The 25,007-nt window shown below is 42.9% G+C and carries 22 protein-coding genes; 12 read left to right on the top strand and 10 right to left on the bottom strand.

Annotation, left to right across the window (positions count from 1 at the left end):
- The first annotated feature begins 1 nt into the window (after position 1).
- The 8 genes from MR764_RS00900 to MR764_RS00865 all read left to right on the top strand — a co-directional run bounded on the left by MR764_RS00900 (position 2) and on the right by MR764_RS00865 (position 10,464).
- Positions 2-715: a hypothetical protein gene (locus MR764_RS00900; protein WP_247977498.1), complete on the top strand. Its 714-nt coding sequence runs from the start codon at positions 2-4 to the stop codon at positions 713-715.
- A gap of 121 nt (positions 716-836) precedes the next feature.
- A complete protein-coding gene (locus tag MR764_RS00895; protein WP_247977497.1) occupies positions 837-1,607 on the top strand; it encodes a Bax inhibitor-1/YccA family protein in 771 nt (256 codons plus the stop codon).
- 118 nt (positions 1,608-1,725) lie between these two features.
- Positions 1,726-2,889 (top strand): GNAT family N-acetyltransferase, encoded by a 1,164-nt coding sequence (locus tag MR764_RS00890; protein ID WP_247977496.1) that lies wholly within the window; start codon positions 1,726-1,728, stop codon positions 2,887-2,889.
- Positions 2,890-2,938: 49 nt separating this feature from the next.
- A complete protein-coding gene (locus MR764_RS00885; RefSeq protein ID WP_247977495.1) occupies positions 2,939-4,108 on the top strand; it encodes a GNAT family N-acetyltransferase in 1,170 nt (389 codons plus the stop codon).
- Positions 4,109-4,256: 148 nt separating this feature from the next.
- Positions 4,257-4,520, top strand: coding sequence for a type B 50S ribosomal protein L31 (locus MR764_RS00880; protein ID WP_233379349.1), 264 nt, complete (start codon positions 4,257-4,259; stop codon positions 4,518-4,520).
- A gap of 209 nt (positions 4,521-4,729) precedes the next feature.
- Positions 4,730-7,183, top strand: coding sequence for an endopeptidase La (lon, locus tag MR764_RS00875; RefSeq protein ID WP_247977494.1), 2,454 nt, complete (start codon positions 4,730-4,732; stop codon positions 7,181-7,183).
- Positions 7,184-7,622: 439 nt separating this feature from the next.
- Positions 7,623-9,992: a hypothetical protein gene (locus tag MR764_RS00870; protein ID WP_247977493.1), complete on the top strand. Its 2,370-nt coding sequence runs from the start codon at positions 7,623-7,625 to the stop codon at positions 9,990-9,992.
- A gap of 10 nt (positions 9,993-10,002) precedes the next feature.
- Positions 10,003-10,464 (top strand): T9SS type A sorting domain-containing protein, encoded by a 462-nt coding sequence (locus MR764_RS00865; protein WP_247977492.1) that lies wholly within the window; start codon positions 10,003-10,005, stop codon positions 10,462-10,464.
- A 49-nt stretch (positions 10,465-10,513) separates the two neighbouring features.
- On the opposite strand, the gene MR764_RS00860 is transcribed toward MR764_RS00865, so the two are convergent.
- Both MR764_RS00860 and MR764_RS00855 read right to left on the bottom strand, forming a co-directional pair.
- Entirely contained in the window at positions 10,514-10,819 is a 306-nt protein-coding gene (locus MR764_RS00860) for an iron-sulfur cluster assembly protein (protein ID WP_247977491.1), read from the bottom strand.
- 10 nt (positions 10,820-10,829) lie between these two features.
- On the bottom strand, positions 10,830-11,252 hold the full coding sequence (locus MR764_RS00855) for a SufE family protein (RefSeq protein ID WP_247977490.1): 423 nt from the start codon (positions 11,250-11,252) through the stop codon (positions 10,830-10,832).
- 160 nt (positions 11,253-11,412) lie between these two features.
- Between MR764_RS00855 and rbr the strand changes: the two genes are divergently transcribed.
- A complete protein-coding gene (rbr, locus tag MR764_RS00850) occupies positions 11,413-11,988 on the top strand; it encodes a rubrerythrin (protein WP_247977489.1) in 576 nt (191 codons plus the stop codon).
- A gap of 47 nt (positions 11,989-12,035) precedes the next feature.
- Here rbr and MR764_RS00845 read toward each other — a convergent pair whose 3' ends face one another.
- From MR764_RS00845 to sufB, 4 genes are all read right to left on the bottom strand, one after another.
- A complete protein-coding gene (locus MR764_RS00845) occupies positions 12,036-13,253 on the bottom strand; it encodes a cysteine desulfurase (RefSeq protein ID WP_247977488.1) in 1,218 nt (405 codons plus the stop codon).
- A 152-nt stretch (positions 13,254-13,405) separates the two neighbouring features.
- Positions 13,406-14,773, bottom strand: coding sequence for a Fe-S cluster assembly protein SufD (gene sufD, locus MR764_RS00840; protein ID WP_247977487.1), 1,368 nt, complete (start codon positions 14,771-14,773; stop codon positions 13,406-13,408).
- 1 nt (position 14,774) lies between these two features.
- On the bottom strand, positions 14,775-15,527 hold the full coding sequence (gene sufC / locus MR764_RS00835) for a Fe-S cluster assembly ATPase SufC (RefSeq protein WP_247977486.1): 753 nt from the start codon (positions 15,525-15,527) through the stop codon (positions 14,775-14,777).
- A gap of 88 nt (positions 15,528-15,615) precedes the next feature.
- Positions 15,616-17,061 (bottom strand): Fe-S cluster assembly protein SufB, encoded by a 1,446-nt coding sequence (sufB, locus tag MR764_RS00830; RefSeq protein WP_247977485.1) that lies wholly within the window; start codon positions 17,059-17,061, stop codon positions 15,616-15,618.
- 128 nt (positions 17,062-17,189) lie between these two features.
- On the opposite strand from sufB, the gene thiL reads away from it, so the two are divergent.
- Positions 17,190-18,227, top strand: coding sequence for a thiamine-phosphate kinase (gene thiL / locus MR764_RS00825; protein ID WP_247977484.1), 1,038 nt, complete (start codon positions 17,190-17,192; stop codon positions 18,225-18,227).
- Between the two features lie 229 nt (positions 18,228-18,456).
- Here thiL and lpxA read toward each other — a convergent pair whose 3' ends face one another.
- Genes lpxA through MR764_RS00805 form a run of 4 tightly spaced genes read right to left on the bottom strand, consistent with a single transcriptional unit; the run spans position 18,457 to position 22,989 of the window.
- On the bottom strand, positions 18,457-19,239 hold the full coding sequence (gene lpxA / locus MR764_RS00820) for an acyl-ACP--UDP-N-acetylglucosamine O-acyltransferase (RefSeq protein ID WP_247977483.1): 783 nt from the start codon (positions 19,237-19,239) through the stop codon (positions 18,457-18,459).
- Positions 19,240-19,255: 16 nt separating this feature from the next.
- Complete coding sequence (locus MR764_RS00815) at positions 19,256-20,641, bottom strand: bifunctional UDP-3-O-[3-hydroxymyristoyl] N-acetylglucosamine deacetylase/3-hydroxyacyl-ACP dehydratase (RefSeq protein WP_247977482.1); 1,386 nt, start codon at positions 20,639-20,641, stop codon at positions 19,256-19,258.
- 17 nt (positions 20,642-20,658) lie between these two features.
- A complete protein-coding gene (gene lpxD, locus MR764_RS00810; protein ID WP_247977481.1) occupies positions 20,659-21,696 on the bottom strand; it encodes a UDP-3-O-(3-hydroxymyristoyl)glucosamine N-acyltransferase in 1,038 nt (345 codons plus the stop codon).
- 36 nt (positions 21,697-21,732) lie between these two features.
- The gene (locus MR764_RS00805) at positions 21,733-22,989 is read right to left on the bottom strand and encodes an HD domain-containing protein (RefSeq protein ID WP_247977480.1); all 1,257 of its coding nucleotides are present in this window, start codon (positions 22,987-22,989) and stop codon (positions 21,733-21,735) included.
- A 267-nt stretch (positions 22,990-23,256) separates the two neighbouring features.
- On the opposite strand from MR764_RS00805, the gene rimP reads away from it, so the two are divergent.
- On the top strand, positions 23,257-23,721 hold the full coding sequence (gene rimP / locus MR764_RS00800) for a ribosome assembly cofactor RimP (protein WP_247977479.1): 465 nt from the start codon (positions 23,257-23,259) through the stop codon (positions 23,719-23,721).
- Between the two features lie 8 nt (positions 23,722-23,729).
- Positions 23,730-24,965 carry a transcription termination factor NusA gene (gene nusA / locus MR764_RS00795; RefSeq protein ID WP_247977478.1) on the top strand — a complete coding sequence of 412 codons (1,236 nt, stop codon included), beginning with the start codon at positions 23,730-23,732 and terminating at the stop codon, positions 24,963-24,965.
- Positions 24,966-25,007: the final 42 nt, after the last annotated feature.

Genomic DNA, 25,007 nt, shown 5'->3' with positions numbered 1-25,007 from the left:
AATGGATTTTATTCTCGATAACCAGGAAAGCGAAGCACAATACCAAAAACTGCTTCAGGCAATCAAACTGAGGAAAAGCGGTGAGGTTTCCGACAGCATGAACCAACAGGGAATCAGCTACAAAATGAACTGGGGCGTTTCCCTCATCGATTTGCGGGAACTGGCACAGACATACGAACGCAATCATCTGCTGGCCTTAAAACTCTGGAACAAGCAGTGGCGCGAAACCATGATTTTGGCCACACTGCTCGATGAACCAGCAGAGGTAAGTGAAGAGCAAATGGATTTCTGGACCAAAACTTTTGAGACCACCGAAATAGCCGAACAGGCATCGGCCAATCTCTGGTGTAAAACCAAATTTGCGTTTATCAAGGCGCTCGAATGGTGCCGTGGAAAAAAACACATCGTACGTTTTACAGGTGTTCACCTGATGGGACGCCTGGCGATTACTGACAAAAAAGCCATCGACGAGATGTTCGAACCTTTTTTCGATGAACTGCCCATCCTTGCGCGCGATGAAAAGCTTTTTACTCCGCTCTACCGGGCTATCATCGCTATGGGAACCCGTTCAAAACAACTAAACACTGCATGTATAGCGCTTTCCCAAAACATGAAGCTCGACCATTCGGCAACAGCAGTAAAGCTTGGCGAACAACTTTTTGAGGAACTGAACAGCGATTACGTACAGGAAACATTCGAACAACAGAATCCTTAACGTACTTTAACTGCAATCTTGTCAGGGCGTCTTTATTTTGGCAAACAAATTGATTTACCCAACCCTGAAGCCGTGTAAATTGTTACATGATTCAAAAAAACAGAAACTATAAACAATTAAAATGATGAACATTTCAAAATCTTCGAATCCCGTTTTCAAGGAAAATGTATTTAGCAAAGATTATTCGTATTCTTCGCAGGCCATGACCATAAGCGGGACCATGAACAAAACCGCACTGATGCTTTTACTCGTAATCGCCGGCGCCGTTTTTACATGGAATAAATTCTTTGATGCCATAGCTACCAATCCAGAAGCAGGTTTGGCTGCAGTTGGCCCCTGGTTGCTGGTAGGTGGAATCGGTGGTTTTATTACCGTGCTTGTCACTGTTTTCAGACCACAAAGCTCGGGTATTTCGGCTCCGATTTATGCCGTATTCGAAGGCTTGCTGCTCGGAGGAATTTCTGCCATCCTCGAAATGCAATTCAGCGGAATTGTTATTCGTGCGGTTGCATTAACCATGGCCGTTTTTTTAGCCATGCTTTTCCTTTACCGTTCGGGAGCCATTAAGGTAACCAACAAATTTATGATGGTAGTTTTTGCGGCTACTGCAGGCATTGCACTGGTGTACCTGGGAAGTTTTATTGCCGGATTGTTTGGCGCTCAAATGTCATTCCTTTACGGCAACTCCAACTTTAGCATCGGTTTTAGCCTGGTAGTGGTTGCCATCGCTGCGCTTAACCTGGTACTCGATTTTTCGTTTATTGAAAGAGCTTCGGCTTCGGGCGCTCCCAAATACATGGAGTGGTACGGTGCGTTTGGATTGATGGTGACTTTGATCTGGTTATACCTGGAAATTCTTCGTCTGTTGTCGAAGGTTGCCAGCCGCGACTAATAAAGTTGATTTAATTTTAAGAAAAGGATTTATCTCGCTCCAGGGGATGAATCCTTTTTTCATTTATTGTCAAAAACATTACTTTCGGGAATTCCGGAATGTAAAAAAATAAAAACTCATGCATATTGTTCAGGTTACCAACCGAAAATTGGTAGATGAATTTCACCGAGTACCCGACATAATTTACAAGAACGACCCCAACTATATTCCGCCTTTGCGGATGATGATTGAAAACACATTCAACCCAAGTAAAAACAAACGCTTTTTAAATGGCGATGCCATTCGCTGGATCATACAGAAGGATGGAAAATATGTAGGCCGGATTGCCGCTTTCTACGACGAAAAGTATGCGGGTGGCTACGATCAGCCCACCGGTTGTTGCGGTTTTTTTGAATGTATTTACGACCAGGAAGCTGCCAACCTGCTTTTTGATACTGCTCACGAGTGGCTCAAAAAAAACGGCATGGAAGCCATGGATGGCCCGGTTAATTTTGACGAAAACTTCTTTTACTGGGGGCTGCTCACCGATGGTTTCCAACCGCAAACCTTTGGGATGCAATACAACCCCGACTACTACCTGAGTCTGTTTAAAAGTTACGGATTTAAGACCTACTACCGTCAATACAGTTATTCACTCGACATCACCAATCCCGACCTGCCCGACAGATTCTGGAGAATTGCCAGCTGGGTGGCTAAAAAACCCGGCTATTCATTCGAGCATTTCAAATTCAGTGAACAGGACAAGTACATTCGCGATTTTATCGAGATTCATCAAAAGGCCTGGGGAAATCACGGAAACTATAAACCGCTCGATTTCAGACTCGTTAAAGCCCTGCTAAAAGACGCCAGGATAATTCTGGACGAGGAATTTATCTGGTATGCCTACCACAATGGTAAACCCATCGCTTTTTTTATGCAAATCCTCGACCTGAACCAGATCATTCAAAAACTAAAAACGGGTAAACTAAACCTGTGGCAGGCGCTAAAAATGCTTTACCTCATCAAGCGAAAAACCATCAAACGATGCAGGGTAATTGTGTTGGGCGTGGTACCGGGCTACCAGGGGAAAGGTATCGAGTCAGGAATTTTCCATCACCTGAAAAAAGTAATGCTGAAAAAAGACTGGTACAACGACATGGAAATGAGCTGGGTGGGCGATTTCAATCCTAAAATGAATGCACTGTTTAAGTCGTTTGGCGCCGATCATAAACTGACGCACAGAACCATGCGATACCTGTTCGACCGGAAAAAAGAATTTGTACGCGCACCGATTATTGACTAAAAGCTCGCGCATTTGTCCTTTTTGAATTATTTTGGCCTAAAATTTTACCATGCAACTGATAGAGGTTACCGATAAAAAAACGAAGAAACTGTTTCACAGTGTTCCGCCGCTCATTTACAAAAACGATCCCAACTGGCCGGGAATTCCTCCGATGATGATTGAATCGGTGTTCAACCCGAAAAAAAACAAAACCTTTAAAAAAGGGAAAGCCATTCGTTGGATATTGCAAGGCGACGACGGAAAACTGCTGGGACGAATTGCTGCATTTATCAACTTCGATCTGGCAAAAACCTACGAGCAACTCACCGGAGGCTGTGGTTTTTTTGAATGTGTCGACGATCAGGAAGCAGCCAACATGTTGTTTACTGCAGCAGCTGAGTGGAACAAGCAGAATGGTATGGAAGCCATGGACGGCCCCATTAATTTTGGCGAAAACTATGTAAACTGGGGATTGCTGGTTGATGGATTTATGCCACAGGCTTACGGAATGCCCTACAACCCGAGTTACTACGAAAAGCTCTTCCGTGGTTTTGGTTTCGAGGTTTACTTTGAACAGTATTCCTTCCACCTTGACTATACGGTTCCGTTTCCCGAACGTTTTTGGAAAATTGCTACCTGGGTGGCTCAAAAACCACAGTTTAAATTCCGCCATTTCGACTACAAGGAAACCGATAAGTTTGTGAAAGATTTTTGCCAGGTGTACGATGCGGCCTGGTCGTTTCACGAGCATTACAAACCACTCAACCCCGACGATCTGTACGATTTTCTGAAAGAATCGAAGGCCATAGTTGATCCGGCAATGATCTGGTTTGCCTACGACCAGGAACGCCCGATTGCCGTGTTTGTGATGGTCCCCGATGTCAACCAGATTTTCATGAAACTGAAAGGTAAAATGGACCTGTGGGGAATCATCAAATTCTTTTGGTACAAACACAAAAAAGTGATGACCCGCACCCGGATTCTGTTGATGGGAGTCGATCCCAAATACCAGCGTTCTGGAATTGAATCAGGTATTTTCTGGCACCAGGAACAAATTATGAAAACAAAATCGCACGAGCACTATACCGAGGTTGACCTTTCGTGGGCAGGCGATTTCAATCCGAAAATTATTGCGATTTATGAGGCAACCGGCGCCAAACGCGCCAAAACGCATTACACCATGCGGTATATGTTCGACCGGACTAAAAAAGTGAAAAAAGCTCCGATAATCGGCGCCTGACAACAACTTATATTACAAGGAAATAAATGCCTGAAGTTTTTGGAAAAATGCAAACAATATTTATCTTTGCAGCCCGAATTAGAAATTGTAATAACGCAAGAATGGATTACAGTATAGAATGTAACCATTCGAAAAACATATAAAAAAAATGAAAAAAGACATTCATCCTAAGGAATACAGACTGGTAGCGTTCAGAGATATGTCGAACGGACATACTTTCTTTACACGCTCAACTGTTGACACCAAAGAAACAGAAGTTATTGATGGTGTTGAGTACCCGATCTACAAACTTGAGATCTCTAATACTTCTCACCCGTTCTACACCGGTAAAACCAAATTGGTGGACACTGCAGGACGTGTTGACAAGTTCATGAGCCGTTACAGCAAACACATGGAAAACCGGAAAAAGTAATTTTTTCGAAAAGATATAAAAAAGCATCCGCCTACCGACGGGTGCTTTTTTTTGCTCCCAACATGCAATTTTGTCGGTATTTACAGTATTTGAAATGAACAAACAGCTAATGTTTGCATTCTTTGTAATTGGCACGGCTATTGCAAAACATTAGCCCTGTAGAATCAGGCACTTTGCCTGCGACATTCTGTCATTTATAGAAAAGAAATATGGGTAAGATTAGAAATACAGCATTTGAAGCGTTATTTGCATCAGGAATTATGAACGACGATTCCGAATACATCCCGATCATTGCCGACGGAGATGACAAGGAATTAAAAAACACCGAGATCCCATCGGTATTACCCATTCTTCCGTTGCGCAACACGGTACTCTTTCCGGGAGTGGTGTTACCCATCACTGTTGGACGCGAACGTTCGCTTCAGTTGGTTCGCGATGTAAACCGCGGCAACAAACTTCTGGGAACCGTAGCTCAAAAAGATTATACAATTGACCGACCCGAGAAAGAAGATCTCTACGATGTTGGCACTATTGCCGAAATCCTGAAAGTACTGGAGATGCCCGACGGCTCGACTTCAGTGATCATCCAGGGAAAAAGAAGATACCAGATACGGGAATTTATCAGCGAAGATCCGTACTTCAAAGCAACGGTGGAACCTCTGGACGACATCAGCTCAAAAGACGACAACGAGTTCAACGCAATAGTTGGTTCATTGAAAGACCTGTCCATTAAAATTGCGCAGTTCTCTTCGAATGTTCCGCCTGAAGCTACTTTTGCTGTAAAGAACATCGAGAACTCTACTTTCCTGATCAACTTTATCTGTTCTAACACTGACTTGAGTGTTGATGACAAACAAAAGTTGCTTGAAATCAGCAATCTGAAAGACCGGGGTATTCAAGCCATCAGCTTTTTGGTGAAAGAAGTTCAAATGCTGGAATTGAAACACGACATCCAGAAAAAGGTAAAAACCGACCTGGATCGCCAGCAGCGTGAATACATGCTGAACCAGCAAATGAAAACCATCCAGGATGAGTTGGGAGGAAATCCGGTAGAACAGGAAATAAATGCGTTGAAGGATAAAGCCAAGGACAAGAAATGGGATGAAGATGTAGCCCGGTTCTTCGAAAAAGAAGTGGAAAAACTGGGAAGGCTTAACCCGGCTGCCGGAGAATATTCGGTTCAGTTTACCTTCTGTCAGACTTTGCTCGATCTGCCCTGGAACGAATACACCTCTGATAATTTTGATTTAAAACATGCCAGTAAAGTATTGGATGAGGATCATTACGGTCTGGAGAAAGTAAAGGAACGTATTCTCGAACATCTGGCGGTTTTGAAATTAAAGAACGATATGAAGTCGCCGATCCTTTGTTTATACGGCCCTCCCGGAGTTGGTAAAACTTCGCTGGGAAAATCAGTAGCACGTGCACTGGGCAGAAAATATGCCCGGATGAGTTTAGGCGGCTTACACGACGAATCAGAAATTCGCGGTCACCGCAAAACATACATCGGAGCCATGCCCGGCCGAATCATTCAGAACATAAAAAAAGCCAAGTCATCGAACCCGGTTTTTATTCTGGATGAAATCGACAAGGTATCAAAACACTTCCACGGCGACCCGGCGTCGGCTTTGCTGGAAGTACTGGATCCGGAGCAAAACGGCGAATTCCACGACAATTATATCGAACACGATTACGACCTGTCGAAGGTGATGTTTATTGCAACAGCCAATTCACTGAGCACTATTGCACCAGCACTCCGCGACCGTTTGGAACTGATTGAAGTAAGTGGATATCTGCTGGAAGAAAAAATAGAAATTGCAAAACGGCATTTGATCCCAAAACAGCTCGAAAACCACGGGTTAAAAAAATCGGACATCAGTTTCCCAAAAGAAGTGATCGAGATGATCATCGATGGTTATTCCCGTGAATCGGGTGTTCGCGAGCTCGACAAGAAAATTGCCAAAGTGGTGCGCCGGGTAGCCAAAAAGATTGCTTTTGAGGAAGAATACAATAAAAAACTTACCCGCGAAGACATTCGGGAATACCTCGGTGTTACCGAATATTCGAAAGAAAAATATCAGGGCAATGATTTTGCCGGTGTTGTAACCGGACTTGCCTGGACAGCCGTTGGCGGTGAAATTCTTTATGTAGAATCGAGCCTAAGCAAGGGAAAGGGAGCATTAACGCTTACCGGCAACCTGGGCGATGTGATGAAAGAATCGGCGATGCTGGCACACGAGTATTTAAAATCTCATGCTGAAGAACTTGATCTGAATCCGGATATTTTTACCAACTGGAATGTCCATATTCACGTTCCCGAAGGTGCGATTCCGAAAGACGGTCCGTCGGCCGGGGTTACCATGGTTACCTCGCTGGCTTCGACCTACACGCAGCGAAAAGTAAAGAAAAGCCTTGCAATGACCGGTGAAATTACCCTCCGCGGAAAAGTACTTCCGGTGGGAGGAATCAAGGAGAAAATTCTGGCAGCCAAACGGGCGGGCATTACAGAAATCATTCTTTCGGAACAAAACAGGAAAAATCTGGAAGACATTAAGGAAGAGTATTTGAAAGGCTTGAAATTTCACTTTGTCAACACGATTATGGATGTGCTGGACATCGCTCTGTTAAAAACCAAAGTGGATAAGCCGCTGAAGATAATGTAATTTTACACTACAATACGGATTTAGAACAGGCCATCTCTTGCAAAAGAATGGCCTGTTCTAGTATCTGCTCTTTACTCTATAATCAGAATACTATCTATCATTATTTCTTTTTAACAATGAATGTAATTGCCCTATAAACCCTAATGGAATAACCCCATCATTATTCAGAATGTGATTCATCAAAAGAATCTTCTTCAAAAACCCCGTCTATAAACAATAATAGCTTGCTTTTACTTTCCCAATTTATTAGAACGCGGTGTTTCCCTCTGCTTTTAACATTTCAGCATGACGCACGAATGTTCAGAAAATCACATCGTTAACATATTGTTTTTTATCAATTGTTAGCGTAACTTGTTATTGATAAAAAACAAGGGGGAAAATGCTATATCGTTGCTGACAAGCAGATTATCCCACCAACTACTCTTTAAATACAAAATTTATGAAAAGCATTACTTTGTTAATTCGTATTGCCTTTATGGCAGTGCTATGTCTAATTTCTGCTACTACCTGGGCACAGGCGCCGGAAGGAATAATTTACCAGGCAGAAGCCCGAAACCAGATTGGAGACCTAATTGCAAATTCTTCTCTTGAAGTTAAAGTGACGATTCTCAAAGAATCAGCCCAAGGCAATGTTGTATGGGAAGGTAATCACAAAGTCATTACCAACAACTATGGGATGTTTGTTCTTGTAATTGGAACAGGTGAATCATCCGGAATGTACAATTTTGAAGAAATAGACTGGGGCTCTGCTCAACATTTCCTGAACGTTAAAGTAAAAACGGAGGAATCAGCGGGATGGATAGATATGGGCACTTCCCAGTTTTTATCGGTTCCTTATGCCTTACATGCAAAAACAGCAGGTTCGCTCACCGGCGTAGAGTTAAAAAGTGCTGCTAAGGATGGGGTTCCATCTCAAACCTGGTCGTTATTTGGAAATTCAAAAACTGATCCCGACAAAGATGTTCTGGGAACCACCGACTCCAAGGATTTGGTTATGGTAACCGATAACATAGAACGATTAAGAATTCAGAGCAACGGGAACATTAACCTGGCCAGAAGTCTTGATGTTGGAGAGGATCTTTCTGTTAAACAGAATGTATACTTAAATACAGCATCCGGAGAAACGGTCAATAACGGACCTTTATCAGTGACCAACAACAGTCCTACGGTATTGACGGGGACGTTGGATGTGGAGGGTGCAACTCACTTAAAAAATACGCTTGAAGTTGACGGAACTTCGGATTTGAATAACCAGTTAAATGTAAATAATGCAAGTCCAACCTATTTGAGCGGAACATTAACAGTAAATGAGAATACCCTACTCCATCAAAATCTAGAGGTTAAAAACAATGCTATGGTTGAAGGCAATACCAATCTCAAAAAAACGCTGACAGTTGATGGAACGACTAATCTGATGAACAAGGTAAATGCCGGTGGCCAGGTTACCATCAAATACAATAATCCGGAAGGGGACGCATCCGACTACGATGAATATGCACTACAAATTGAAGGAAGCAAACATGGTATTGGAATTAAATCAACAGCAATTCTTCCCAGCCGACAGGATAATTTTATTACTTTTTTTGACAGGCAGGGAAGTGCAAAAGGTAGAATTGAAGGTAATTCAGGTTTACCGGGGCTAATACTAAGTGTAATATACGATATCCTAAAACCAGAACCTTTTTCGATAAAGCTGGATGGTAAGCTGCCCGGTACACCTTTACCTGCACAAGGAGATCAAAGTGGAGCTAAACCGCTGAAAATTGAACCTGATGGTATTGACTTTACTAGTGAATATGCCGTAGAACTATATTCTATTGGCGTAGACTTTACAAAATCAGTGATTGTATTTGGAGTGAACTGTGTGGGAGCTCTTGTGGGAGAAGCTATTTTGGGTGACATCGATGACGTGGTTTGGTCAGGAGTTGACGTAGTTACAGAATCGCTGCAATGGGGCATTTTTGAAGCATTCCATACAATTGGATTAGGAGTAGCCTTTGAGTCAGGGGGAGCAGATTATGCTGAATGGCTCGAAAAAAAGGAAGAAACCGAACTTCTTTTGTTTGGCGAGGTAGTTGGGGTTAATGGCGGCGTCATTTCCAAAGACTTCAAAAAAGCAGAAAAATTCATGGTGATCACCCAGAACCCGACCGTAATTGGAGCCATGCCCGAAGGTGACAACGAAAAAAAATATGAAAAAGTAGCCTTCATGGGACAGGTTCAGGTAAGGGTAATTGGCAAAGTTAAAAAAGGCGATTACATCCTGCCATCAGGCAACCAGGATGGAATGGCAATAGCTGTGGATCCGAAAAACATGGCTGTAGGTGATTATGCACGAATTATAGGTATCGCATGGGGAGAATCGGACGGTAAAGAAATTTTCTCTTTTGTAAATACTGCAGTGGGAATCAATACAAACGATCTGACCAGGGTAATAGAAAATATGCAGAGCACGTTAAATGACATGCAACTGGCATTGGCTGAAGTTAATCCTAACTATAATCCTCAGTTATATGCAGTTAACGGAAATGCAGAGCAGGCAAACAACCAAATTACCACATCGCCTTCGGTGAACACACTTATGGCTAACAAAAGTGGGGCATTGGAAGCACAAACAGTGGAAGAAGCAATAATGAAGATTAAAGATTATGCATACATGAATAACCCTAACCTCGATTTAAGCCAATTTCCTTATCTCGAAGAAATGTTTAATAATCCAACTGCTGAAACAGCACAAGCGATGGTCGACCATTATCAAATGGTATTAGAGCGTTTAATAAGCCTGGCTCCGACAGCTCAAAAAAATTAAAGGTTTTCAGATGAGAAATCTATTGATACTATTCACAATCCTGATTTCCTTAGTTTCAAATGCACAGGAGATCAATCTGAATGTTCCTAATATTACCACAAGCGGAATTGTGACGAAAAGTGCACAAGCAACAAATGTGAACATTTCAAAATGGCAACTTGGAGAAATTCATCTGCTAACCGTTGCGGGGAATGAAATGATAAACAAAGAAGATAATTCTGCTCTAAAAGTGTATCCAAATCCTTTCAGCAGCCAGCTTCACATTCAGCTCAAGCATAACCGGAAGGAAGTATGCAATATTAATGTACTGGACGTAACTGGCAGAGTTTGTAAAACGATAAAAGATGAGACCTTTTTGCCTAATCAGGCAGTTGAGCTTGATCTGAATGAATTAACATCCGGCATGTATCTTTTGAGCGTAAAGCCAAAGGACTTAGAGAAACAATGGATGGTTAAAATTCAGAAGCAATAAAAGAAATAAAAAAACCTAAGGGAGCTTTATTACCCTTAGGTTTTTCATTTTAAAAGAAACCCAGTTCGAGGCGGGCTTCTTCGCTCATCATCGATTTGTCCCATGGCGGATCAAACGTCAGATCTACGTTCACCTCCTGGATCCCTTCAACCGATTGAGCAGCCTGGGTTACATCGTCGATCAGAACATCCACCACCGGACATCCGGGAGCCGTGAGTGTCATTACAATGTTGGCGTTATTTTTTTCGTCAACATCCACATTGTAGATCAATCCCAAATCATATACATTCACCGGAATCTCCGGATCGTAGACCTCTTTCAGGTTATTTATGATTAAATCAATTCTTTTGTCCATGTCAACCTCCTTATCCTGCAATTTTGCTATAAGCAACAGCGTATAACCTAATTTGTTTTACCATGGCCAGTAATCCGTTTGAGCGCGTGGGCGACAAATGCTGCTTCAATCCAATGTCGTCGATGAAATGCAATTCATTTTCGAGCAATTCCTCTGGAGTTCTCCCCGATGCCACCCGCAACAACAAAGCGACCAATCCTTTTACAATTACGGCATCACTTTCTCCGCGGAAATCAATCTTTCCATCTTCCATTTCTGCCACCAGCCACACCCGCGACTGGCACCCCTTAATCAGGTTTTGATCATTTTTATCTTTGGCATCAAGTTCGCCCAAATCATTTCCGAGTTCGATCAGATAGGAATATTTGTCCATCCAATCTTCGAACATCGAAAATTCACCGATTATTTCCTGTTGAACTTCTTCGATCGTCATACTGATCCACATTAATTTAAGATGCAAATGTCGTAATTTTTTAATGTAACACAATAGCATCACAGCGCTTATTCAGAAAGTTTCAAAATTGATAACACGATCAAGTTAACAATATAGTTTTCGTTAAATTTGACAAAAAAATCAACAAAAGCATTTAACCATGACTAGTTTAGCAGGTACAAAAACAGAACAAAATTTACTAAAAGCATTTGCCGGCGAATCTCAGGCCCGCATGCGTTACGATTATTTTGCCAAACAAGCCAAAAAAGAAGGGTTGGAACAAATTGCAGCAATTTTTACTGAAACCGCAGAAAATGAGTACGAACACGCCAAACGTTTTTTCTCGTTTCTTGAAGGCCGTATGGTGGAGATAACAGCAACGTATCCGGCAGGAAAAGTGGGAACAACACTTGAGAACCTGCAAGCTGCAGCAGAAGGCGAAAACGAAGAATGGACCGACCTTTATCCGGAATTTGCAAAAATAGCTGAAGAAGAAGGCTTTAAAGAAATTTCACAGGCTTTTACCATTATTGCAAAAGTGGAAAAAGAACACGAAGCACGCTACCGTACGCTATTTACAAACCTTGAAGAAGGAAAAGTATTTAAACGCGAAGACAAAGTGATCTGGAAATGCCGCAAATGTGGTTTTATACACGAAGGCCGCGTGGCTCCGAAACAATGCCCTGCCTGCAAACACGAACAGGCTTATTTCGAAATCAAAGAGTCGAATTACTAAACTCAATAAGACCCTAAGGAAATTCAACCTTAGGGTTTTCTATTTTTTCAGAACATCATCAGCACCTTGTTCAAGGCCACCATAAAAGCATCGATCTCTTCTTTGGTGTTGTACATTCCGAACGAAATACGCACGCAGCCCTGAATGCCGTAATGTGCCATCACCGTATCGGCACACAAATGCCCAGTACGCAGTGCAACTCCCATTTTATCGAGCAACATGCCCAGATCATACGAATGAATGCCATCGATATTAAACGAAATCACACCCGATTTCTCAGGAGCTTCACCATAAATTTTTAATCCTTCGATTTCCTTTAGTCTTTGAGTGGCGTATTCGAGTAGCGAATGTTCCCAGGCAGCCAGATTTTCCAGACCAATTTCATTTATCAGATCGAGTGCTGCACCAAAGGCAATCACACCCGAAATATGCGGTGTACCTGCTTCAAATTTATAGGGCAGTTCGTTAAAGGTTGTACCTTCAAACGAAACCTCCGAGATCATTTCGCCTCCTCCCTGGTATGGAGGCATTTCTTCCAGCCATTTTTCTTTCCCGTACAAAACTCCCACTCCATTCGGGCCGTACATTTTGTGGGCAGAAAACACGTAGAAATCGGCATCCAGCTCCTGTACATCTATCTTAATGTGGGGCGAAGCCTGTGCCCCATCTACCAAAACAGCTATATTATTTTGATGCGCGAGCTCAATAATTTCCTTTACGGGATTGATCGTTCCCAACACATTCGAAACGTGCGCCACCGCGATCAGTTTTGTTTTTTCGCTGATGAGTCCGGGAAGCTTTTCTATTTCCAAAATACCAAGGTCGTTAAACGGAAGCTTAACGATTTTTGCTCCTTTCCGGCTGGCTGCCAGTTGCCACGGAACAATGTTGGCATGGTGTTCCATTTCCGAAACAATAATTTCGTCGCCGGCACTAACAAAACGCTCGCAAAACGAACTGGCCACCAGGTTTATGCTTTCAGTGGTTCCTTTGGTAAATATGATCTCCTTTCGGGAAGCAGCATTTATAAAGGCACGCAATTTTTCGCGCACGTCTTCAAACTCCAGCGTGGCTTTATCGGCCATAAAGTGTGCACCGCGGTGAATATTCCCGTAATGATCGTTATGCAGTTCTTCCTCTTTCATTAATACCTGCACCGGTTTTTGAGAAGAAGCTGCGCTATCAAAATAAATCAGTGGTTTGTTGTAAACCTCTTTCCGCAGCACTGGGAAGAAACTTCTTATTTCGTCTATATTGTAAGCCATGTTTGTTCTGTTTTGTCGTTTCGAAAACGACCACTGCAAAGGTGCGAAAGATTTCTTAAAACAAAGAACCGCTCCTTGTGTGAAAGAACGGTCCCTGTCATCCGGTCTAACATATCAAAACTGATACTTCCGGAATATTTATAACTTAAAATTTAACAGTCTTTTCCGTAAGAGCAATCGTGGCAACGCGCCAGCTCACCCTTTAACCTTTTATCCACCAGTTCGTCGATACGTTCACGCAGCGGCTCCAGTTTAATCTCCTGGATTACCTCGTGTGCAAAAGCATTCATCATAATCAGTCGTGCCTTGCCTTCATCAAGCCCGCGGGCACGAAGGTAGAACAGTGCTTCTTCGTCGATCTGACCAACAGTTGCACCGTGGCTGCATTTTACATCATCAGCATCAATAATCAGCTGAGGTTTGGTTTGCATGGTGGCCTCATCGGTCAGCAGCAAATTGTTGTTTCGCTGGAATGCATTTGTTTTCTGCGCGTCACGAACCACATGTATTCTTCCGGCAAAAGCTCCGGTTGATTGCTCATCCAGCACATTTTTGTAGAGCTGGTTACTTACGCAGTGAGGTTTTGCATGAATAACCTGGGTAAAATTATCGACATGCTGCTTTTTGTCCAGAAAGGACATTCCGTACATGTTTGCTTCGCAGTTCTCGCCATCTAAAATGAATTTCAGGTTATTGCGAATCAAACCGCCGTGCAACGAAGCAGTATGCGTTGTCACCCTTGAATCACGCTGCTGTTCAACAAAAACGGAGTGTATGTTGGTGGCTTTGTTGTGCTGGTTTTGCAACATATAGAATTCCAGCTCAGCATTGCTCCCCACAAACACTTCAGTCACCGAATTGCTCAGATAATTATTCTGGTTTTCGCTGTGGTCGCAAAGCAATAACTGCAGTTTTGCTCCTTCTTCCACATAGATATAGTTACGTTGCGTTGTAAACATATCCGATGATCCCTCCATCAGGTTAATAATCTGAATGGCATTTTCGAGCACAACTCCCTTCGGAACGTACACAAAGAAACCGTCTTTGGCAAATGCGGTGTTCATCGCCACCATCGGGTCTTCTTCCGGATCAGCTAAACTCGCGTAACGCGACAGGAGTTCGGGCTGTTGTTTTGAAATGCTTTCGAGGCTGTCCAGAATCACTCCTTTGGGAAGTTGATCAATGGCGCTGCTCTTTCTCGAAAACCATCCGTTGTATACAAATGCCAGCGTTGTGTTCAACTGCGGCACATCGCAACGAAATATTTCCTGCAAATCAGCTTCCTTCTCTGTTTTCGAATGAGCAAAACTGAACTCTGGCGAAAACGAAGGATGCAGGTTGGTATATTTATAATTTTCGTTTTTCCGCGTTGGGATACCCTGCATTACAAAACTCTGAAATGCCTTACTTCGCTGGGCATTCAGGATGTCGGAAGAACCTTCGAAAAGTTCCTCTTTCACCTGTTTGTAATACGCGGTGTACTTTAGCGATAAATCTACTTTTTCTAATGTAACACTCATCTTAATTGGCGTTTTCTGTTTTAATCCAGTCGTACCCTTTTTCTTCCAGTTCGAGAGCCAGTTCTTTTCCGGCGGTTTTTACAATTTTTCCTTTGTAAAGAATATGTACATAATCGGGTACAATGTAATCCAGTAGTCGTTGGTAGTGGGTTACCACAATAGCCGATCTTTCGGGAGAACGTAAAGCGTTTACTCCGTTGGCCACTGTTTTCAGTGCGTCGATATCGAGACCTGAATCAGTTTCATCTAAAATTGCCAGCTTCGGTTCGAGCAGAGCCATCTGGAAAATTTCGTTTTTCTTTTTCTCACCACCCGAAAAACCTTCATTTACCGAGCGGTTTGTCAGGTTCGGATGCATGTCGACCATGTCCATTTTTTCCCGCATCAGTTTGAGAAACTCACCTGCAGTAAGTTCTTTTTCACCTTTATATTTGCGGTGCTCGTTGACGGCCGATTTCAAAAAGTTAACCATCGGCACCCCTGGAATTTCGACAGGATACTGAAAGCTCAGGAAAAGGCCTTCCTTTGCCCGTTCTTCCGGTGCTTTCTCCAGCAAATTCTCGCCTTCGAAAAGCACTTCGCCCGAAGTAACTTCATATTCTTCTTTCCCGGCCAAAACGCTTGCCAGGGTACTTTTCCCCGAACCGTTTGGTCCCATTATAGCGTGTATTTCTCCGGGTTTTACTTCCAGGTTAATTCCTTTCAGTATTTCCATTCCTTCAATGGAAACATATAAATCTTTAATTGATAACATTTTTAATAGTATTGAGATTTGAGTATTGAGTAAAGAGCCTCTTTACTTCCTCTTTAACTTTGAACTTTAAACATTAAACACTGAACACCTAGCCTACACTTCCCTCCAGACTAATCTGCAACAATTTCTGGGCTTCAACGGCAAACTCCATTGGCAGTTTGTTCAGCACTTCTTTGGCATAACCGTTTACGATCATCCCAATCGCCGTCTCGGTGTCGATCCCACGCTGGTTACAGTAAAAAATCTGGTCTTCACCAATCTTCGATGTAGTGGCTTCGTGTTCCACTACCGACGATTTGTTTCCCACTTCAATGTATGGGAAAGTGTGAGCGCCGCAAGTATCATTCAACAACAGCGAATCGCACTGCGAGAAGTTTCTTGAATTTTTAGCTCCCGGAAGAATTTTTACCAAACCACGGTACGAATTATCGCTTTTGCCGGCGGAAATACCTTTCGACACAATGGTTGACTTGGTATTTTTACCGATGTGGATCATTTTTGAACCGGTGTCGGCCTGCTGATGATTGTTGGTTACTGCCACCGAGTTAAATTCACCGACTGAATTGTCACCCATCAAAATACAACTCGGATATTTCCAGGTAATTGCTGACCCGGTTTCTACCTGAGTCCAGCTTATTTTGGATGACACTCCGCGGCAAACACCACGTTTGGTAACAAAGTTGTAAATACCGCCTTTCCCGTTTTTATCACCCGGGTACCAGTTCTGAACCGTAGAATATTTTACTTCTGCCCTATCGAGTGCAATAATTTCGACCACCGCAGCATGCAATTGGTTTTCGTCGCGCATTGGCGCCGTACAACCTTCCAGGTAACTCACGTAACTGTCGTCGTCGGCCACAATTAAGGTACGCTCAAACTGACCGGTATTGGCCGCGTTAATACGGAAATACGTCGACAATTCCATTGGGCAGCGAACTCCCTTTGGAATATAACAAAACGAACCGTCGCTAAATACCGCCGAATTCAATGCTGCAAAATAATTATCGGCAACAGGTACTGCCTGTCCGAGGTATTTTTTTACCAGTTCGGGATGTTCTTTTACCGCTTCCGAAAACGAGCAGAAAATAATACCTTTTTCAGCTAACGTTTCCTTAAAAGTAGTTTTTACCGAAACACTGTCGATTACCGCATCAACGGCCACTCCTGCCAGGTGCTTCTGCTCTTCCAACGGAATACCCAGTTTGTTGAAAGTCTCCAGCAACTCGGGATCAACTTCATCCAAACTTTCGTATTGTGCTTTTTTCTTAGGCGCGGCGTAGTAACTGATGGCCTGAAAATCGATGGGTGGAACTTTCAAATAAGCCCAGTTTGGCATCTTCATCTTCAGCCATTTACGGTAAGCTTCCAGACGAAAATTCAACATAAATTCCGGCTCTTCCTTTTTCGCAGAAATCAAACGAATCACGTCTTCATTCAGCCCTTTCTCGATGATATCGGTTTCAATATCGGTTACGAAACCGTATTTGTATTCGCGTTGCGTAACTTCTGATAATATCTTATCCTGATCTTCCATTTTTCTAGTTTTCTACCCTTATAACAATGTTGAAATAAGAGTGTTTAAATAAATTGCAAAGATATAAAACTATGGGTATTTTTGCTCCCTGAAATCTACAATTCATACTTCTTTGTCTGTAATTAATAATGAGTAAAGAAACAAAACATACCAGCATCTCTACACTCGGAGAATTTGGCCTGATCGATCGCCTGACAAAAAACATTCAGTTAAAAAACGACAGTTCTGTGTTGGGCGTTGGCGACGATGCAGCGGTGCTTGACTACAAGAACAAACAAATTGTTGTAACCAGCGATTTGCTGACCGAAGGAATACATTTCAACCTGATGTACGTTCCGCTAAAACACCTGGGTTATAAATCGGTTGCTGTCAATCTTTCTGACATTTATGCGATGAATGCCACTCCCAAACAAATCACGATCAGCATTGCCATTTCCAGCAAGTTTTCGGTAGAAGCCATCGATGAATTGTACGAAGGTATTTACCTCGCCTGCGAAAAATACGGGGTTGATCTGGTAGGAGGCGATACCACAAGCTCGCTGACTGGATTAACGATCAGCATAACGGCCATCGGTGAAGCGGACAAAGCGGATATTGTAAAAAGAAGCGGAGCAAAACCTAACGATTTACTTTGTGTTTCAGGCGATTTGGGTGGCGCATACATGGGCCTGCAACTTTTGGAACGCGAAAACGAAGTATTTAAAGTGAACGAAAACATGCAACCCCAGCTGGCCGGTTACGATTATATACTCGAGCGCCAGTTAAAGCCTGAACCGCGTGCCGACATTATCGCCGCCTTCAAAAAGCTGGGCATCAAACCTACTTCGATGATCGACATTTCAGACGGGCTTTCTTCCGAAATTATGCACTTATGCAAAAACTCGGGGGTAGGTTGCAGTTTGTTTGAAGATAAGGTTCCGATGGACCTGCAAACCAAACAAATGGCAGAAGAATTAAATATTAATCCGCTGGTGGCTGCACTTAACGGCGGAGAAGATTATGAGTTGCTGTTCACGCTTCCGCTCGATGATTACGAAAAAATCAAGAACGATCCTGATTTTACCATTATCGGTCATATGACCGAGGCTTCGGAGGGAGTTAACCTCATCACTACCGGAGGTTCTGCCATTCCTTTGCAGGCACAAGGCTGGAATCACGGGAAATAAATCGCTCTGCTGAAGAAGCACACAGGTTTTATTATGAATGAAATTGGCTCAGCGAATTTTACAGTTGGCCGGAAGACGGAAGTTTGAAGTCGGGGGCAAAAATATAGCGGGTTTCGAAATATCGTTCGGGCTTCTGACTGCAAAATAATCGCAGGAATTTGACCATTAACCAGAAATAAAAAATGCCACCCCGTTTCCAGGATGGCATTTACTTAGTTTTTATCACAACTTAATCGGGGAAATACCCACGAATAATTCCACGTTTCGAGTCTTTTACAAATAAAAGGACTTCATCGCGTTCGGGTGTTGCGGGCATTTCTGCCTCAATAATTTCAACTGCTTGTGCCACATTTAATCCTTTTTGGTAAATGTACCGGTAAATGTCCTGCACTTCGCGTATTTTGTCGTTGTTAAAGGCTCTTCTGCGTAAACCAATCGAGTTGATTCCAACATACGAAAGTGGCTCGCGACCGGCTTTAATAAATGGAGGAACGTCTTTGCGCACCAAAGAACCTCCGGAAATCATAACGTGTGTTCCGATCCGGCAGAACTGATGAACGGCTGTCATACCGCCAATAATTGCCCAGTCTTCAACACAAACTTCACCAGCCAGTTGCGTACTGTTCACCAGGATCACATTGTTTCCTACCACACAATCGTGGGCAATGTGAACGTAAGCCATGATCAGGTTATTATTTCCCACCACAGTTTTACCTTTTGCAGAAGTTCCCCTGTTAATGGTCACAAATTCGCGGATGGTGTTGTTGTCACCAATTTCAACGGTAGAATATTCTCCCTTGAATTTTAAGTCTTGCGGAACAGCGCCAATTACAGCCCCCGGAAAGATCTTGCAGTTTTTACCAATCCTTGTTCCCGGCAAAATGGTAACACTTGAACCTATTCTTGTTCCTTCTCCAATCACCACGTCGTGGTCGATAGAAACGAAAGGCTCAATAACAACGTTATCAGCAATTTTCGCATCCGGATGAACGTAAGCTAGTGGTTGTTTCATTCTATAATATTATTGATTAATCTGTTTTAAGAACTATTTGCGCCATAAACTCACCTTCTGCTACGATCTTATCTCCCACATAGGTAAGTCCTTTCATGTTGGCAATTCCTCTTCTGATCGGCGAAGTTAATTTTAATTTAAAAATCAACATATCACCGGGCACAACTTTCTGCCTGAACTTAACATTATCAACCCGAATAAAGTAGGTTGAATATTTCTCTTTTTTCTGACTAAGCACCAGCAATCCACCGCATTGAGCCATGGCCTCGATCAACATAACTCCAGGCATTACGGGCTCTTCAGGAAAATGTCCCTGAAAAAACGGTTCGTTTACGGTAACATTTTTTACCCCGATTATTTCGTCTTCGTTGATACAAACAATTTTATCAACCATAAGAAAAGGATAACGATGCGGCAACAAATCCTTAATCTTGTTGATATCCATCAAAGGTTTATCGTTCGGATTGCACTTGGGCGCAGCTTCTTTTTCTTTCAGCCACTGACGTTTTAGCTCCTTTGCAAAAATCGCATTCGGCCCGTGTCCGGGTTTCGAAGCGATGATCCTTCCTTTTATCCGCTTACCGCAAAGGGCAAGGTCGCCAACCACATCCAGCAGCTTGTGACGTGCACATTCGTTATCGAAATGCAGTTCGAGGTTATTCAGGATACCCTGAGGTTTTACCTCTACTCTCGGATGGTTGGTCAGATCGGCCAAACGGTCGAGTGCTTCCTGCGATATCTCCTGGTCAATAATCACAATGGCGTTGTTCAGATCGCCACCTTTGATCAGGTTATGATTGAGTAAAAATTCAATTTCACGAACAAATACAAAGGTACGGCACTCAGCGATTTCTGTTCTGAAATCCTGAATGGAATCGAGCGTGGCATATTGATTATTCAACACTACCGACGGGAAAGAGATCATCACATTCAGCCGGTAGTCATCATCGGGAAGGGCTACAATGTGCGCTCCCGATTTTTCGTCAAATATTTCGACCTTCTCTCTGATTTCAAAATATTCACGGTCAGCATCCTGTTCTACCACTCCTGCTTTTTCGATGGCTTCTACAAAATACTTTGAACTGCCATCCACAATCGGAGCTTCTTCGTTGTTTACCTCGATCAATACATTATCGAGATCCATCCCCACCAGAGCAGCCAGCGCATGTTCGATGGTACCGATTCGGGCGCCGTCTTTTTCGAGCAACGTTCCCCTGGAGGTATCCACTACCAAATCAACATCTGCATCAATAATAGGCTGATGCTCTAAATCTACTCTTTTGAATTTAAATCCGTGATTCACGGGCGCCGGCAGAAAATTCATGGTTACCATTACACCGGTGTGCAATCCCTTGCCCTCGATCTTGAATGGGTTAGCCAGCGTTTTTTGTTTTTCAAGCATGTAATATGAAATTCGTTCTATTTGTCTTTAAGGGCTTCCAAATCCTTTTTCAGCCTAGCAACATCGGTGCGCATCTCGGGCAAATACCGAAGCGCAACATATGCCTTCATGGCCTGTTTTATTTCGATAGCCGGAGATCCGAACAATACCTGATTACTTTTCACACTCTGACCAACACCAGATTGTGCGCCCAAAGTAACATGGTCTCCAACCGTAATGTGCCCTCCCAGTCCTACCTGACCGGCAAACTTATTATAGTTTCCAACTTTTGTCGATCCGGCAATTCCCACCTGACCGGCAAATACATTGTGCTCGCCAATATCGCAATTGTGTGCAATCTGAACCAGGTTATCGATTTTGGTGCCTTTCCGGATAATGGTATGCCCCATGGTACCGCAATCGACGGTGGTATTGGCTCCAATTTCCACATCGTCTTCAAGGATCGCAATTCCGATCTGTGGTATTTTTTTATAGCTACCGTCTTCCTGAGGTGCAAACCCAAATCCATCGGAACCAATCACTGCTCCTGAATGAACAATGCAACGGTTGCCAATTACAGTACCGGGATAAATTTTTGCCCCAGCATATATAATACTGTTGTCGCCAATGGTAACATTTTCGCCGATGTGAACCTGAGGATGAATCTGAACCTTGTTTCCAATCACAGCTCCCTGCCCGATATAGGCAAACGCCCCCACATAAACATCTTCGCCCAACGGCACACCTTCGCTCACAAAACTGGGTTGTTCAATACCTTTCTTCACTTTGGTAGTGGCCTGCACATACAGGTCGAGCAACGAAGCAAAAGCCTTGTAAGCATCGTCTACTTTAATAAGTGTAGCACTGATCTCCTTATTCGGAACAAAGGTCCTGTTCACCAAAACAATCGATGCCTTGGTTTCATATATATAATGTTCATATTTTGGATTTGCCAGGAAAGCCAGGGTTCCTTCTTTCCCTTCCTCGATTTTCGAAACATTGTTTACTTTTACATCACTATCCCCAACGATTTCACCGCCCAGAAATGACGCAATGTCCGTAGCTTTAAACTCCATTATCCGTTTTTTTTGCGATGCAAATATAGCTTTAAACTAATAAATGTCCAATTCTTTAGGATAACACACAAAATACTTACGTACAGCCTTTGATAATACAGACAGATTAATATCGGAGGCTTCGTTCAACTCCCTTACGGTGTGATCTTTATACAGAACAAAAATATTTTCATCGTGCTTATTGTAAGCGCTGTTGGTGATACCACCAGTCATCAAAAAATACTTTGCACAATCCGGATCCCCGATAATCTTTTCCCTGATCTGCCCGAGCAACTGCTCCTCATTTTTTTTTGAAAGCGGCTTGTCGGTTAATCTGATTTTAAAGATCTTACGATTGGTGAGGCTCCAGGCCAGCTTCGACAAAACCGGATCGGGATGATGCTGCCACTCCTTCATCGAAATCATAATGTCGTTGTCGTCCAGCAACGTGTACCAGTTTAAAACGGGCCTCCCATCCACCTCGATGTTACGACGAAAGTCTTCTGACAAAAACGCGTTTTCAAGAAAAATTTTCAAGGTCGGGGTAGCATAAAGCTTTTCGCCCGCATGAATAAGCTCCCGTGCCCGCTTCAGCACATTCAGCAACATAAACTCGGCAGCCACAACGGTTTTGTGCAGATAAACCTGCCAGTACATGAGCCGTCTTGAAATCAGGAATTTTTCAATCGAATAAATACCTTTTACATCTACCACCAGTTTGTCGTCGTAAACGTTCAGCATTTTTATAATACGATCGATGCCAACCGTTCCTTCTGCAACCCCAGTAAAAAAGCTGTCGCGGCCCAGGTAATCCAGGCGATCCATATCCAACTGACTGGCCACCAGCTGATGTAAAAACTGCTTTTTATATTGGTTTTTGAAAATCGTGATTGCCAGGTCAAGCTTACCGCCGAATTCACGGTTTAGTTCCTGCATCAGCAACAGCGATATTTCTTCGTGAGAAATATTCACCAGGGTATTTTCGAGCACATGCGAAAAAGGCGCATGCCCAATATCGTGCAGCAAAATTGCGATGGTTACGGCATCCGCTTCCTCTTCCGTAATTTTGTGCCCTTTCAGTCGAAGCGTGGCAATGGCCTCCCGCATCAGATGAGTGGCGCCCAGAGCATGTTCAAAACGACTGTGATTAGCACCGGGAAATACCATGAATGACAAGCCCAATTGCTTGATTCTCCGCAGGCGCTGAAAAAATGGATGCTCGAGCAAATCGAATACTGTCTCCGACTGAAGGTTGATAAATCCCAGCACGGGATCGTTTATAATCTTTTTCTTATTTACTTGTTTTGGCTTCACCTGACTACTGTATTCGAAACGCCTAAAAGTACAAAACTTTACCAAAACGCAAAGTAATCTGATTTTGCGACTGCTGCCGCACCACAGGAGAATTCATCCGGCAATAAAAACGAGCATCAGCCAAAAGATTTTATCGTTTAAAATCAATAATTTAAGCTTTGCAAACATATTTGCCAATGTTCAGGAATTTTTCTATTTTTGCGGAGAATTTTCTAAAATGTGTTTTTAGGGGACCTCGGGTTCCCTATTTTGTTGGAAGTAATAGTCATGATTGCCAAGGAAATAATAGAAAAACTGGTAAAGGAAAAATTAGACGAACGCATGTTTATCGTCGATATCAGTGTTAGCAGCACCAACGTTATCCATATTTTTGTGGACAGCTACGACGGGATGACGATTGAACAATGTATCGCTATCAGCCGTCATGTAGAACACAGCTTCGACCGCGAAGAAGAAGATTTTGCACTGGAAGTTTCTTCTCCCGGATTAACCGAAAGCTTCAAAGTTAAAGAGCAATACGTTAAATATACCGGCAAGGCAATTAAGATAGTAACTTCAGACGACCAGAAACTGGAAGGTTTATTAAAATCAGCATCAGATTCGGGAGTTGTTTTAGAGACATCCGGAAAAGAAAAAGTGGAGGGTCAGAAAAAGAAACAGCTGATAGTAAAAGAATACAATATAAATTACGACGATATTAAAAGTGCGAAAGCGGTAATTTCATTTAAATAAAGTTGACAATGGAAAATATAAACCTGATAGATACTTTTGCTGAATTCAAAGAGCTGAAGAACATTGATAGGGTAACAATGATGAGTGTGCTGGAAGAAGCGTTCCGCAGTGTACTTATCCGTCAGTATGGCACCGATGAAAATTTCGATGTGATCATTAACATCGATAAAGGCGACTTTGAAATTTGGAGAAGACGTGAGGTGGTTGCTGACGAGGACCTCGAAGATCCGTATCTTCAGATTTCGCTTACCGACGCACATAAAATCGACGAAGACTTTGAAGAAGGAGAAGAAGTAACCGACGAGGTGAAACTTGCCGACTTTGGAAGAAGGGCCATTCTGAATTTACGTCAGAACCTGGCCAGCAAAATCCTCGAACTGGAAAAAGACCACATTTACGGTAAATACAAAAATAAAATCGGTGATATTATCACCGGAGAAGTCTACCAGGTTTGGAAAAAGGAAATTCTGATTCTGGACGACGAAAGCAACGAACTGATTCTTCCAAAATCAGAGCAGATTCCTTCCGACTATTTCCGCAAGGGAGACAACGTTCGCGCCATTGTATACAAAGTAGAATTGCGCAACAACAACCCGCTGATCATTTTATCGAGAACGGCACCTGCTTTCCTTGAAAGATTGTTCGAGCTGGAGATCCCTGAAATTTTTGACGGACTGATCACCATCAAAAAGATTGTTCGCGTACCCGGCGAGAGAGCAAAAGTTGCTGTTGAGTCGTACGACGAAAGAATCGACCCGGTGGGTGCCTGTGTGGGCATGAAAGGATCACGTATTCATGGTATCGTTCGCGAGTTAAGAAACGAAAATATCGACGTGATCAATTATTCGGCCAACCTGCAACTCTATATTAAGAGAGCATTAAATCCGGCAAAAATTAACTCGATCAAAATTATCGAAGACCAGAAAAAAGCGGAAGTTTACCTGAGACCCGAAGAAGTTTCACTGGCCATCGGTAAAGGAGGGTTGAACATTCGTCTGGCCAGTCAGTTAACTGGTTACGAGATCGATGTTTACCGTGAAATGGAAGAAGACGAAGAAGACGTTAATCTGGATGAATTCGCTGACGAAATCGAAGATTGGGTAATTGATGCCCTAAAAGGAATCGGTTGCGATACGGCTAAAAACGTATTGAACATTCCCCGCGAAGACCTGATTAAACGTACTGACCTTGAAGAAGAAACCATCGATGATGTCCTCAAGGTATTGAAATCAGAGTTTGAATAAAATGCCGGTTATATCCTCTTGGAAACGGGCGTTTAAAATGAA

The sequence above is a fragment of the Maribellus sp. YY47 genome, from assembly GCF_023111095.1.
Taxonomy (GTDB): domain Bacteria; phylum Bacteroidota; class Bacteroidia; order Bacteroidales; family Prolixibacteraceae; genus Draconibacterium.
This window is presented reverse-complemented; position numbering and strand designations above follow the sequence as displayed.